The 14,024-nt window shown below is 47.5% G+C and carries 8 protein-coding genes and 1 riboswitch; of the genes, 5 read left to right on the top strand and 3 right to left on the bottom strand.

The genetic code is table 11. The features are described 5' to 3' along the window. Positions 1-60 precede the first annotated feature (60 nt). Positions 61-1,842, top strand: a complete 1,782-nt coding sequence (locus tag KO473_RS03335) for a cell wall metabolism sensor histidine kinase WalK (RefSeq protein ID WP_005776358.1) — start codon at positions 61-63, stop codon at positions 1,840-1,842. Positions 1,843-1,848: 6 nt separating this feature from the next. On the opposite strand, the gene KO473_RS03340 is transcribed toward KO473_RS03335, so the two are convergent. Then, positions 1,849-3,687, bottom strand: a complete 1,839-nt coding sequence (locus KO473_RS03340) for a DUF5724 domain-containing protein (RefSeq protein WP_005819227.1) — start codon at positions 3,685-3,687, stop codon at positions 1,849-1,851. A gap of 94 nt (positions 3,688-3,781) precedes the next feature. Between KO473_RS03340 and KO473_RS03345 the strand changes: the two genes are divergently transcribed. The 4 genes from KO473_RS03345 to KO473_RS03360 all read left to right on the top strand — a co-directional run bounded on the left by KO473_RS03345 (position 3,782) and on the right by KO473_RS03360 (position 11,375). After that, the gene (locus tag KO473_RS03345; protein ID WP_005819226.1) at positions 3,782-4,717 is read left to right on the top strand and encodes a DUF5106 domain-containing protein; all 936 of its coding nucleotides are present in this window, start codon (positions 3,782-3,784) and stop codon (positions 4,715-4,717) included. Positions 4,718-5,468: 751 nt separating this feature from the next. Then, positions 5,469-5,677: riboswitch (cobalamin riboswitch) on the top strand. Between the two features lie 169 nt (positions 5,678-5,846). Further along, a complete protein-coding gene (locus tag KO473_RS03350) occupies positions 5,847-7,883 on the top strand; it encodes a TonB-dependent siderophore receptor (RefSeq protein WP_005819225.1) in 2,037 nt (678 codons plus the stop codon). 46 nt (positions 7,884-7,929) lie between these two features. Continuing rightward, positions 7,930-9,972, top strand: a complete 2,043-nt coding sequence (locus KO473_RS03355) for a DUF5074 domain-containing protein (protein ID WP_005819224.1) — start codon at positions 7,930-7,932, stop codon at positions 9,970-9,972. A 35-nt stretch (positions 9,973-10,007) separates the two neighbouring features. Beyond that, positions 10,008-11,375: a DUF5074 domain-containing protein gene (locus tag KO473_RS03360; protein ID WP_005819223.1), complete on the top strand. Its 1,368-nt coding sequence runs from the start codon at positions 10,008-10,010 to the stop codon at positions 11,373-11,375. Positions 11,376-11,429: 54 nt separating this feature from the next. Here the strand turns inward: KO473_RS03360 and KO473_RS03365 are convergent, their stop codons facing one another. Both KO473_RS03365 and KO473_RS03370 read right to left on the bottom strand, forming a co-directional pair. Then, on the bottom strand, positions 11,430-12,968 hold the full coding sequence (locus tag KO473_RS03365; RefSeq protein WP_122130500.1) for a FimB/Mfa2 family fimbrial subunit: 1,539 nt from the start codon (positions 12,966-12,968) through the stop codon (positions 11,430-11,432). Positions 12,969-12,993: 25 nt separating this feature from the next. Further along, positions 12,994-14,022 carry a hypothetical protein gene (locus KO473_RS03370; protein WP_122130499.1) on the bottom strand — a complete coding sequence of 343 codons (1,029 nt, stop codon included), beginning with the start codon at positions 14,020-14,022 and terminating at the stop codon, positions 12,994-12,996. Between the last annotated feature and the right edge of the window lie 2 nt (positions 14,023-14,024).

Consider the following 14,024-nt stretch of genomic DNA (forward strand, 5'->3'; position numbering starts at 1 on the left):
AAAAAACTCCGTGTCCTCTGTGTTACTCTGTGGTGAATCCAACTTAAAAAACAAATTTGTATGAACCTACCTGTCACCCAAAAGCATTTTCTCTCTTTCAGCCGGAAGTTATTTCTTTCGGTCATCTCCCTGTTTCTGGTCTTCGCGGCTTGCTTCATGGCCTATCAGTATCAGCGGGAGAAAGAGTATAAAGTAGAGTTACTGAACATACAATTGCAGGACTGCAACAACCTGCTGTACGAAAAGCTATACGACCACCCTCAGGATATGACTCCAATAATCACCGATTACCTGCGTCATAACGTACTGAAAGACTTACGCATCACCGTAGTCAATCTTGAAGGAAAAGTTCTTTTCGATAGCCAGGAGCAGAACACGGGACAGTTAGGCAACCACATCGGACGCGAAGAGATACAGAAAGCCCTGCATAACGGCATCGGTTTCGATGTTCGCCGCACCTCCGAAACCACCGGAGTCCCCTATTTCTACTCCGCTACCTTATATAAAGATTATATCATCCGCTCGGCTCTGCCCTACAGCGTCAGCCTGATCAATAACCTGAAGGCAGACCCACACTACATCTGGTTCACCGCTATCGTCACTCTGTTGCTAATGGTCATCTTCTATAAGTTCACCAACAAACTGGGCACTTCCATCAATCAACTCCGGGAGTTCGCCATGCGCGCCGACCGTAACGAGCCTATCGAAATGGCGATGCAGTCCGCCTTCCCCCACAACGAACTGGGAGAGATCTCGCAACATATCATCCAGATATACAAACGCCTCCACGAAACGAAGGAAGCACTCTACATAGAAAGAGAGAAGCTGATCACACACCTCCAGATTTCGCACGAGGGACTGGGGGTATTCAGCAAAGACAAGAAAGAGATTCTGGTAAACAACCTGTTTACACAATACAGCAACCTGATATCGGACTCAAACCTTGAAACGGCAGAAGAGGTATTCAACATCAGCGAACTGAAAGAGATAACGGACTTCATCAACAAAGCTCCCAAACGCCCCGTCGGCAAAGAAGAGAAACGGATGTCCATCACGATCAACAAGAACGGAAAGACCTTCATTGTGGAGTGCATCATCTTCCAGGATATGAGTTTTGAAATCAGTATCAACGATGTCACTCAGGAAGAGGAGCAAATCCGTCTGAAACGGCAACTGACACAAAACATTGCCCACGAGCTGAAGACCCCGGTCAGCAGCATCCAGGGTTATCTGGAAACCATCGTCAACAACGAAAATATCCCAAGGGAAAAGATCAACGTCTTCCTTGAACGCTGCTATGCACAAAGTAACCGCCTGAGCCGGTTGCTGCGCGACATCTCCGTGCTGACCCGCATGGACGAAGCCGCCAACATGATCGACATGGAAAAGGTGGACATCAGCGTACTGGTGACCAACATCGTGAACGAAGTGTCATTGGAGCTGGAAGAGAAGCATATCACGGTTGTCAACTCACTGAAAAAGGAGATTCAGATGCGGGGCAACTACTCATTGCTCTACTCCATCTTCCGCAACCTGATGGACAATGCCATCGCTTATGCCGGAAACAATATCCACATCCACATCAATTGTTTCCGCGAAGACGAGAACTTCTACTACTTCAGCTTTGCCGACACAGGCATAGGCGTATCGCCCGAACATCTGAACCGTCTTTTCGAACGCTTCTACCGGGTGGACAAAGGACGCTCACGCAAGTTGGGAGGTACAGGGCTTGGCCTGGCCATTGTCAAGAATGCGGTCATCATCCACGGTGGAAGCATTTCGGCCAAAAACAGCCAAGGCGGCGGACTGGAGTTTGTATTTACTTTGGCTAAAGAAAAGTAAATCCTGTCACCACACTCTGTCTTTAAACCATTTAGTGTCCAGATTCTCCAATCCGGAGTTTCCGGACAAGTTGTCTATAGCTACCTGCACAGCCTCTTTTTCGGTGGAATGGCGTCCGGACAGAGAATCACTGCTTATCCAGAAAGCCTTGAGGAAGCGGAGCCGTTCGGTCACCTCCTTCTTCCGGGCTTTTCCCGTAAACGGGGCAAGCGGATAGGCACGCACCCAATCTTTGTTCCGGTTATCCATCACCAAGCCTTCCAATTGCTCTACCGTATACTTCCCGACAAGCGCATCGGTGTATTTCCGAAGTCTGCTATATACCCCGGCCGAATCCGTAATGGCCTTGGATGCCGCAAAAACCTTTTCGTAACGTTCGCGCCCCAGCGTATTGTATACCGACCAGAACCATGCCGTATCCAGCACACCCATAGAAATCTCCAAGGCCGAAAGGGTGGTGTAAGGCGTAAATCTCGACTCTTCCATATCCCGATGGTACTCCCTGGTATAAGCATAGAAGAAGTCGGCCGCAGCGGTCAGCCCTTCCCAACCGATAGCCCCTTCCGTCATCCTGAGCCAACGGGGGGAATATACAGCCATCTCGACCATGCGCTTCGGAGTAATGCCGGCACGTTCGGCAAGCATCTTCAACCATTCCGGTGTGTCCGTAGGCAGAGGGGCACAATGAAGCATCAGGTTGCAGAACATGCCGATACGGCTTTCGCTGGTATCATAGTACCACTTGTCCAGTCGTATGAACTTCTCCTTCCCCATCAGGCTCAGCAGGCGGATCATCACTTCGGCACCGAACACCCCGTCCAGTTTCTGGGCCAGCGAAGTAACATCGGTACGGGCTTTCCCCCGTTCCAGTTCGATGTCCAGAATGCGTACGGTCACCTTTTCCAGCACTTTCTTAAATCCACTGAAATCATAATCCCGGCAGTCGGTATATATCCGTCCGTCCCTTCCCTTTTTCTGATAAAAAAAGCCCGCAGCCTCCTCTATCAGCGTAGGCGAAAGCGGGCGATCCATCAGTTCGGTGATCAAGGCATCTTCGGACAGAAGTCCCATCTGGTAGGCCCTGCCGAAATCGACGGCACGAATGGGAAACTCAACCGGATAAGGCTCTACCTTATAAGAAAGGAAATTACACAAGCGGTACAACTCGTAGCGGATCTTGAAATCGGTTATAAACTCATTATCCGTCAGCAAACGTTTCGGATGTTTCAGCCAGCAATCTATCCAATAGCAATGAACCAGTACGACACGATAATCGTGGGAGGAACCATACCATTCGCGGACGCTGTACAGAAAGGTGATATTCTGGGGAGTAAGCATCGGAAGCAAATGAAGCAGGACGTAGTGTGAATACTTCAGATACACCTCCTGGTCGCGGTAATCCCACTCCAATGCCCAGAGAATCTCACTCAGTGCATAGGGATGTTCAAGGCGCTCCAATGCCTGTTCGTATGGCGCCAGAGGGATTTCTCCGTATAATTTATCAAGTAACGTACCGAAACCTTTGCGCCAGACACAAGTCCTCGAATGTGACGCCATAAGGCACATTTCCAACAGAAGTGAGTAATCACGCACTTCTTCTTCATAAAACCGTATCCATACATCGGCAAACGGATAGCGCCCTATCGCTGTTGGTGAATCCGAATCATGCTTCGCACTTTCAAACTGTTCTTTGAACAAATGCACCTCCCCCCAGGGATCGCTATAGGTCAATTCACCATGAATTACGATCTGATATTGCAGTTTGTCAAAAAGATCAAATACTTCTCCTGACTGTATTCCTTTAAAGATTGCCTCTGTAGTTGGTTGTCCTTTTTTATTCTTCATGTCTGACTTGTTTGTTGTGTGTATAACGTTTTCATCACTGAGTACAAATATAGAATAAAAATACTATCTTTGTCCCATATCAAAACAAAAGATTATGATAAGCAATGTAAAATACCTTTCATTTATACTGTTATTGGTGCTTACTGCCTGTAAAAGCGGCCCCGCGGCCAGCCAGGAGCAGAACGGAAAGCAAGATACGGTTAAAGTTTTCAATTTACCCGACATACCCGTAGTGCTGAACACGGTGTCGCAACGGGCAGATTATATGGTAAAGCACTATTGGGATCGCTTTGACTTTACAGACACCACCTACGTCAGTCAGATCGACGTTGCCGAACAGGCTTGGGTGGATTATTGCGATTTGTTGGAACATGTGCCCTTGTCCGACGCGCAAACTGCCATAAAAGAGACGATCGGCCGGGCCGGGAAAAACAAAAAGATGCTGGACTTCTTTGCGGAACTGGCCGATAAATATCTCTACGACCCTAACTCGCCTATGCGTAACGAGGAGCTTTACATCCCCGTGCTGGAAGCTCTGACAGCCTCCCCCATGCTGAATGAAACGGAAAAGATACGTCCGCAGGCGCGGCTGGAACTGGCACAAAAGAACCGGTTGGGCACAAAAGCCCTCAACTTCACCTATACACTGGATTCGGGTGCAAAGGGTACGCTTTATCAGTTCCCGGCGGAATACACGTTACTGTTTATCAACAATCCCGGCTGCCACGCCTGCTCTGAGATGATAGAAGGGCTAAAGAGTTCTCCGGTCATCAACGGGTTCATAGCCGGCAAGAAGTTGAGGGTGCTGTCTCTCTATCCGGATGAAGAACTGGATGAATGGAAAAAGCACCGGGGCGATTTCGCGAAAGAATGGACCAACGGATATGATAAGGAGCTGGTCATCAAAAACAAAAACCTGTATGACCTGAGGGCTATTCCCACCCTCTACTTACTGGATAAGAACAAAATCGTATTGTTGAAAGACGCCACCCTGCAAAAGGTAGAGCAATATCTGGCAGAGCGCGGTTAAGAAAAACATACCGGAGCGGAGCATTTGCCCCAAAGATGCGGAGAGGGTCGGATTATCATTTTGACAGAATGATAATCCGACCCTCTCTATTTTCCGTTCTTTCGGCCCGACGCACGATATGCCTCTCAAAAACGTCTCCAATTCGATTTGCCGGTTATCTCTTTGCCCGCAATTTCCCGCTTTTGTTTACCGAAAGAAAGAGACTGGAAAGTGTTCTGTCCATAAAGCAGGTTTTAACCTTGAAACCATCTCTTTCCGACACTTCCGGAACGATCATATCGGGTGAGCAACGAGAGCAAGATCCGGGAGTTATAAGCCCCGGTTTTCATAACAATATATGTAATGGAGCATAACATATAGAGATATTTGAAAAAGAAGTAAGCATTTTCGGAAAATGCTTACTTCTTTCGGGGGAAATGTAACCGTCTTTTGGAGTGAATGCTTACTGCTTTTCCGCAAACCCCCGGCTCTAATCCACCCAAAGCCCGGCTTTCGGAACAGAAAAGGCCGGCTTTCCCCTTGTTTTCCCTCCGGTTCATCCGTTTTAAAGAAAGAGTGTGTCAGTCAAAAGGCTGATTAACCATCATTCTGCCATCATAACCCTCCGGAATCAAGATAAATGGCATCGCCTATCTAAGTCATTCCAATGTGCCGCCTGACACTATCCGGACGACCTGTCCGATGTTGCTCCGTCCGTTCCGCAATGCATAACGAATAATCACAAATTATTATGCTATTTCTAATATTCTTTTTATCTTTGCAGTGCATTGGTTTGTATTCTCCGTGTTCCGGGGATGCAATTAAAAGGGAATCAGGTGCAAATCCTGAACAGTCCCGCTGCTGTAAGTTTCACATCAGATTGTTGTAAGCAACCACCACTTGCCACTGGGAAACGTTTCCTGGGAAGGCGCTTATCAACAGAAACGAGTCAGAAGACCTGCCTGTGCATCTTTTTCATTGCTTTCGAGGAAAAAGCGTTGAGTCTAATGAGCCGGAACTATTCCATCCGTCATTTTATTCATCACTCTGATTCAGAGAAAGTAAGTTATGATAATAAACTCTGCCAAGTTTATTTAGTGTGTCCGGCCGAAGTGAGTTCGTCCGGACATTTTAACAACAAAAAACAAAGATGAATATACTCAGATTACCTAAGCTATTATACTCCTGTGTTGCTTTCTGTTGCTGCCAGGCTCTTACCGTTTCGCTTTCCGCCCAGCAGCAGAAAGCAGATACTGCCCGTACTTATTCAATCCCCGAAGTAACCGTTGCCGAAGCATACCACACCCGCGAAGTGAGAGCCATGGCTCCCACTCAGGTGTTCTCTAAAGAAGAACTCAAAAGCCTCAACGTATTGCAAGTGTCGGATGCCGTGAAACACTTTGCCGGAGTTACGGTGAAAGACTACGGCGGCATCGGCGGACTGAAAACCGTTTCATTGCGGAGTCTCGGAGCCGAGCATACCGCCGTGGGATATGACGGAATAACGATCAGCGACTGCCAGACGGGGCAAATAGACATCGGACGTTTCTCACTGGACAATGTAGACCGCCTGTCACTCAGCAACGGACAGAGTGATAATATCTTTCAGCCCGCAAGGTTTTTCGCTTCCGCCGGGATACTGAACATACAGACGCTGACACCGCAATTCAAAGACAACCGGCGTACCAACCTGAGCGCCTCGTTCAAAACGGGTTCGTGGGGACTGGTCAATCCGTCTCTCCTGATCGAACAGAAACTGAGCCGCAAATGGGTGCTCTCCGCCAACGGCGAGTGGATGTCGGCCGATGGTCATTATCCTTTCACATTGCATTATGGCGAGGACAATGACCTGACCTCCCGTGAGAAACGGAAAAACACGGAAGTGAAAAACCTCCGTGCCGAAGCGGGATTGTTCGGCAACTTCTCGGATACGGAACAATGGCGACTAAAGGCCTATTACTATCAGTCGTCCCGCGGACTGCCCAATGCCACGACTTATTATTACGACTACTCCTCACAGCATCTCTGGGACAAGAATGTCTTCGTGCAAAGCCAATACAAAAAAGAATTCAGCCGCCAATGGGTCTTCCAGACTTCGGCCAAATGGAACTGGAGCTACCAACGTTATCTCGACCCCGACTATAAAGGTTCGGAAGGCAAAACGGAGAACAGTTATTACCAGCAAGAGTATTACCTCTCGGCTTCGGCGCTCTACCGGGTGCTCAGCAACCTCTCTTTTTCGCTTTCGACAGACGCGAGCATCAACCGGCTGAACGCGAACCTGAAAGATTTCGCATATCCTACCCGTTATTCGTGGCTGACGGCTTTTGCCGGAAAATACGTTAACGACTGGTTGACGGCATCCGCCTCGGTACTGGCAACGGTCATCAACGAAGAGGTGCGCCAAGGCAGCGCCGCAGCCAACCGGCGGAAACTCTCTCCGTACGTCAGCGCGTCGTTCAAGCCCTTTGCCGGCGAAGAGTTCCGCATCCGCCTGTTCTATAAAGACATCTTCCGGTTGCCCAGCTTCAACGACCTGTACTACGGGCAGGTGGGCAACACGAACCTGAAACCGGAAAGCACCACACAATACAACCTGGGACTGACGTACAGCCGGTCGATCAATGAACTGATCCCCTACGTATCCGTCACGGCAGATGCTTATTATAATAAGGTGAAAGACAAAATCATCGCCATCCCCACCAAGAACCTCTTTATATGGAGCATGGTGAACCTCGGCAAAGTGGACATCAAAGGAATCGACGTTGCCGGAAACATCAGTCTGCAACTCTGGGAGAAACTACGGGTGAACCTTTCGGGGAACTACACTTATCAGCGTGCACTGGATATGACCGAACCGGGAGGAAAAACCTACAAGCAACAAATCGCCTATACACCCCGCGTATCCGGATCGGGACAAGCCGGTATCGAGACTCCGTGGGTGAACCTCTCCTACTCGTTCCTCTTTTCGGGCAAGCGCTATATGCTGGGGCAGAACCTCCGCGAAAACCGGCTGGACAGTTACAGCGACCATAGTGTATCCGTCAGCCGCGATCAGCGCATCCGTAACGTAAACACATCCCTGACAGTGGAAGTGCTGAACTTATTGGATAAGAATTACGAGATAGTGAAGAACTTCCCCATGCCGGGACGCTCGGTGAGAGTGACGATGAAAGTAAGATACTAAAGATGCTCCAGACATTGAATCAGTAATTATCAAAAGAAACAGCAATATGAAAATGAACCCATTTAATAACAGCAGAAGCAATTCTTCTCCTCGCTTCCGGAGAGGAGCTGGAGGCGGGAGCTTCCTTTTCCTCCTCTTCCTGCTTCTCTTCGCCTCGTGTGACGACCTGGAAGACACGGATACTCCTTCGGGCGGTGGCGACGGTATGCCTGTCGAAACCGGAACAGCCGAACTCTACATTCTCAGCGAAGGGCTCTTCAACCTGAACAACAGTTCGCTCGCTTTGTATTCCTTCAAGAACAATCAGCTGAATACCGACTACTTCCGCAGCATCAACCGACGCGGCCTGGGAGATACCGCCAACGATATGGCCATCTATGGCAGCAAACTCTATATCGTAGTCAATGTATCGAGCCAGATAGAAGTAGTCGACTTGCAAAGCGGAAAGTCTGTCAAACAGATACCGATGTTATCGGAGAACGGCAGTTCCCGGCAACCCCGTAACATCGCCTTCGAGGGAGGAAAAGCATACGTATGCTCCTTTGACGGAACCGTTGCGCGGATAGATACCGCTTCCCTCTCTATCGATGCACTGACCCGGGCAGGCAGGAATCCCGACGGCATTTGTGTGCAGAACGGGAAGTTGTATGTCTCCAACTCCGGAGGTCTGGACTGGGAAGGCATCGGGGTAGACCGTACGGTATCCGTGATCGACATCCCTTCTTTTACCGAAATCAAGAAGATAGAAGTAGGTCCCAATCCGGGAAAGATACAGGCCGGACCGGACGGAAACATCTATGTAGCCACGCACGGCGAGAATATCGAAGCGGGGGACTATCACTTCGTGCAAATAGACGGTCATACCGATCAAGTGGTACGGACCTTCGACGAAAAGGTGTTGAGTTTCACCATCCACGACAACATGGCCTATTTATACAATTATGATTACCGGACTCAGGACTCGCAAATCAAAGTGTTCAACCTGAAAACCGGAAAGACGGAACGGGAAAACTTCATCACGGACGGCACCGCGATACGTACTCCTTACAGCATCAGTGTCAACCCTTACAGCGGAAACATCTACATCACCGACGCTTACGACTACAAGGTGAAAGGCGATGTGCTCTGCTTCAGCCCGCAGGGACAACTTATATTTAAGTTGCCCAATGTGGGAATCAACTCCAATACCGTCCTGTTCCGGAACAAAGCCTCGCAAGGCAATCCCGACGAAAATCCCGCAGACCCGGAAGCAGGTGCCTTCGCTAATAAAGTATTGGAGTACAATCCGGCGCCATCACAATATATGAATACCTCTTATACAGCTTACGAAGAGGGATTCACCGACGTTCAGGTATTGGCACGCGCCACCGAACTGCTGCAGGACCGCACCACCTGCCTCTTCACTCTCGGAGGATTCGGGGGCAACATTACCGTGGGATTCGACCATACCATCCGCAACGTCCCCGGTGAATATGACTTCAAGATATACGGCAACGCCTATTATGATATGTATGGCACGCTGCTGGATAAACCCGGAGGAAACTCCGAACCGGGAATCGTACTCGTATCCAAAGACACGAATGGCAACGGACAGCCGGATGATGAGTGGTACGAATTGGCAGGAAGCGAATATAACTCGCCTGCCACCATCCGCAACTACGAAATCACTTACTACCGTCCCACTCCGGCAGACGGGGATGTGAAGTGGAAAGACAATCAAGGCAAAGAGGGATACATCTACCGGAACACGTATCACACCCAGGGTTCTTATTATCCGGCATGGATGCCGGCTGAAATCACATTCCGCGGAAGCCGCCTGGCGGACAACTCCATCAACGAGCCGCGTCCGGGCATGCCCGAGCATTGGGTAGGCTACTGTTATGCCTGGGGATATGCCGACAACCACCCGAACAATACGGAATATTCTCAATTCAAGATAGACTGGGCGGTAGATAAAGACGGAAAGCCGGTTCATCTGGACGGTATCGACTTCGTGAAGATTTATACAGCGGTCAACCAGAACTGCGGCTGGCTGGGTGAAGCTTCTACGGAGATACAGGCGGTGGAAGATTTGCACTACAAGAAATAATTATCTCACTTATTTATATACTTAATTTTTGTAACATGAAAAAAGTAAATGCTTTAATTACTAAAATGTGCTTTATTGCACTTTGTGCTTTACCAATAATCATCTCTTCATGTAATGACGATGATGATAAATATTATTATCCTACGAATTTCGAAAATCTGAGTCTTCCCAATGACACTATCATTGCTAAAGGTGAAAATTTAACTTTAAAGCCTAAACTAAACCTAATTAGCCCTAAAACCTATTCTTGGAAAATAGATGGCAAAGAGGTAGCCAACGAAGTTAATTACACTTTCAACACTTCGGTTGGAGGAAAGCACGAAATCATTTTCGAAGCACAAGACTCTAAAGGGAACACGGATAAAGCCCAGATAACAGTAGATGTTTTCGCATATTACGGTGGTTTCTATGTCATTAACGAAGGATGGGCAGGCCACGATCCAGCTTCCGTAAATTATTATAAAGATGGAAAATGGAACTTTAACATTGTTGAATCACTTGGTCAAACAGGAACTGTTGGAGTTATTCAAGATTCATATATGTATATTGTAGCTAAAAATGCTCCATATTTAACCCAAATTGAACTAGCTAACTTCAATATCACGAAACAATTAAGTACAGAAATAGAAGAACAATTAGACTACGGACAAGCGAACAGTTTCTGCACGATTAATGAAACTACAGGTATATTGACCGCAAGCAGAGGTGCCTATAAAATTAATTTAAATCCATTATCTATCGGCAATATGCTGCCACAACTCAATAGCGAGTCAGCCAACGAGAACGGCTGTAAAGACATCTTTAAATCAGGGGACTATGTATTCGTAAATAATATGGATACAATAAAGATCTACAAAGCTTCCGACCTCTCTTTCGTTAAAAAACTAACCGCTTTAATGAAAACAGGATTCGCGCAGACCAAAGATGGGAATATCTGGGCCGCCAACGGCCAATCGTTAATAAAAATCAATCCTAAAACGTTGGACGAAGCCACTGTTGAGTTACCTGATAATATAAATGTGTTTTATAATCAATGGGCATATACTCCTACAGGATTATGTGCATCTACAACTGAAAATGCATTGTATATAGTTAATACTACTACTGTGCCAGGTAATTATGGTGATAGTTACTATGGAAAAAACATCTACAAATACAATACGGAAAGCAAGACTGCTCAAGAATTTTTCAAAGCCCCTTCCAAAGACAGATCAATATATGGTGCAGGAATACAAGTGAATCCTCAAAATGGAGATGTCTATCTTATTTACACTGAGGATGGCTATGGTACGCATTATTTAAATACTAATATTTATGTGGCTGATGGTCAATCCGGAACACAAAAGCAAATAATTGACTATACAGGTAAATATTGGTTCCCTTCAAGCATAGTTTTTAAATAATTAATACAAACATGGGGTTGTGTCAACGTTTTGACACAACCCCATGTTATTTTTTTAATACTGCACCGGTGGTGTACTCCAGCTACCGGACAGCGTCAGGTTATCGGTTCCAAGCAAAGGAAGATTCACCGGAACGGTAACCGTTATATTACCAATCAATAATTTAACGGTTCCATTCAGCACAGGACCGAGCAAGGGGATTCCTCCCAATATACCATCCAGGTTAGCAATATTCTTCAACTGTACAGAGAGTGTCAGCGAATGGTTTCCGTCGTTCTGCTGTGCATACGATTTCAACCCCAGGCTGACAAACGAATAGTTCGAACGATACCTGTAATTCGTATTGACTGTTGCCTGTATCGGATCTGTGATATTCACAAATACTCCATTCAGCAACAACGGACCGTCAATCACATCGTCCACCAACAATCCGGAGATCAGTCCGGGTTTGGCAACATGAATCTCCCGCACATCATATAGGCCATGAAAACCTCTGATCAGAATATCTTTCTCACTATTCGTCGTACCGGGTGTAGGTGTGAATCCATACCGGAAACGATGATTACCCGTATAGAAATCCTTCACATTCAGGTCTAAGTCCGCAGTCTTCGGGAAATTGTTTATGGTCACTAAAGCATAAGCAGCATCACTGCCCCTCCAGGGATTCAGTAAATCGCCCAACGCTCCCAATGCACCGTTCTGCGTAGCATTACCGGAGAGAGTCAGCCCTATCTGATTGACCAGCCCTTGCAAAAGTTGTGCATACAGTGCATCCACGACCGGTTCCAACAATGCTGCCACCACCAGATTGACTGCGGCATCGAGCCCGCCAACAACATTATAGACAACATTACCAACCACCCCTAAATCCATTGCCGCTTTCAGTAATCCTGGCAAAACTCCTTGTACCGTCGTCCGGATTATATTCCTATACCCTACTTGCGTCACAATATTGTTGGTCAGAGAATTCAAAGCGGTTTGTGCATCCACAAACACTCTTCGCAAATTCAGCATACTGATAATGCGCTGCAACAGTACATAAGGTTGGGCAGAGGTATCCGAGAAAGATACATTGGCCAGATAAAATTCCGAGGTGTCGGTAAACTCCGCACCGGGTAGCACGATCCGGGCATTCGCACGCGTTGTCTGGTAATTCGTCAACACATCCGCATAGTTGGTTCCCCCGCCCGAAACGGGAATCGGGAACTGTGTTTTCTCTACATTGGCCAGAAATACGGCTGTATATTGTCCTTTCGGAAGCGTATCTTTCAAGGCAGCCATCGGCCAGGAAGGAGCAGCATCCGTAGTCTTCAGCACCACCTTTTCTTTCACAAACTCACCTGTCGACTTATAAATGACGTAACGCAGGTGACGAACCCGTGAATCGGTCCCCGTGACGGGCGTACGGGTATCAACTCCTCCGTATCCGGCAGAGAAGATTACTTCAAAATATCCGTCGGGCAAGTCCGAAGGCTTACCTTCCGGAGGAAGTTGCCCGGGGTCTTCACCGGGCACTTCGACCAGTTCTTTCTCACATCCCGTCAGGAAGAGAGAAAGAAAAAGGCTTATCATTATTATCACTTTCGTTTTCATCTCCGGTTCTTTTTGCTTTCAGTTTCTATTGAAGGCCATCCCAGGCATTGTCATCCAAGTTGATGTTTCCTGCCAAAGTGAAACCTATATTGATATTCGCATAACTTCCGGTCACTTTCACCCAATGATTAGGAGTAAAAATAATCCGGTTTCCCGAAACCACACCGGGAGTATCCGGCAGTTTCACCGTATAACGTTCAGTGAAGATTCCATAGGACACATCCAGATAAAATAAGGTCTTTCTACTATCCGGAATAGCCAGTAGAAACTGGTTGAAACTGACTTTCCCCGAGACCGGTGCTTGAGTAGCCAACGTTTTTATACCGCTGTCACCGACTGTTTGCCATGCCAGTGCCGTCCCATCCGTTGCACGGGTAGCCGTCACAAGTTGCTCGGCTATCAACGTCATAGAGTTGACATATGCGGGAATATCGGTCACTTCGAGTGTTAAACGACTAACCAGCCTTTTCAGCGTACCTGTCACATAATTGATTTGCGAAGGTTTAAAAAGAGGGCCAACCAACGTTGTACCCTGGTAACCACTTCCGAAACACGAAAAGAACTCCGGAACTACCGTCGGATTAACCGGTTGCAAATACAAATTAGCCAACGTAGCCGGATTACCAGTCGAACCGATATTAAACCGCTTCGTTACACCTCCGCCACTGGCAAAATCATAATCACTCCGATTATATCCGATCACCAACAACTGATAGGTAGAGGCTGCTGAAAGATTAAGCATCGTGACTACTGCCGGAAACGAATTGACATCCAATTGTCGGGCTGCGCTATATTCCGGAACGAAATTAGCTGCATCGTTTGGCAATGCTTCATCCGTTTTCCGAAACGGCAGAATCAGTATCCTGTTGACAGAAAGAGCTGCATCTCCCGGCGCACGACTCATGACCCCGTCTCGCTTTATTTCAAAACGGACCGGAACCCCTTCTTCCAAGGGGAGTTCGGCAACATCATCTGTTGAGCAGCTGCCCAACAAGAGCGTTGCCAGAAATCCCGTCAGAAGGATAGTTATATAGCCTGCCTTTCTCATAGCCATAC

Source organism: Bacteroides sp. HF-4919 (assembly GCF_018860125.1).

Excerpts from the sequence above, each read along its gene's own strand:
- KO473_RS03335 (WP_005776358.1), top strand. The coding sequence starts at position 61 with ATGAACCTACCTGTCACCCAAAAGCATTTTCTCTCTTTCAGCCGGAAG.
- KO473_RS03350 (WP_005819225.1), top strand. The coding sequence starts at position 5,847 with ATGAATATACTCAGATTACCTAAGCTATTATACTCCTGTGTTGCTTTC.
- KO473_RS03365 (WP_122130500.1), bottom strand. The coding sequence starts at position 12,968 with ATGAAAACGAAAGTGATAATAATGATAAGCCTTTTTCTTTCTCTCTTC.
- KO473_RS03340 (WP_005819227.1), bottom strand. The coding sequence starts at position 3,687 with ATGAAGAATAAAAAAGGACAACCAACTACAGAGGCAATCTTTAAAGGA.
- KO473_RS03345 (WP_005819226.1), top strand. The coding sequence starts at position 3,782 with ATGATAAGCAATGTAAAATACCTTTCATTTATACTGTTATTGGTGCTT.
- KO473_RS03355 (WP_005819224.1), top strand. The coding sequence starts at position 7,930 with ATGAAAATGAACCCATTTAATAACAGCAGAAGCAATTCTTCTCCTCGC.
- KO473_RS03370 (WP_122130499.1), bottom strand. The coding sequence starts at position 14,022 with ATGGCTATGAGAAAGGCAGGCTATATAACTATCCTTCTGACGGGATTT.
- KO473_RS03360 (WP_005819223.1), top strand. The coding sequence starts at position 10,008 with ATGAAAAAAGTAAATGCTTTAATTACTAAAATGTGCTTTATTGCACTT.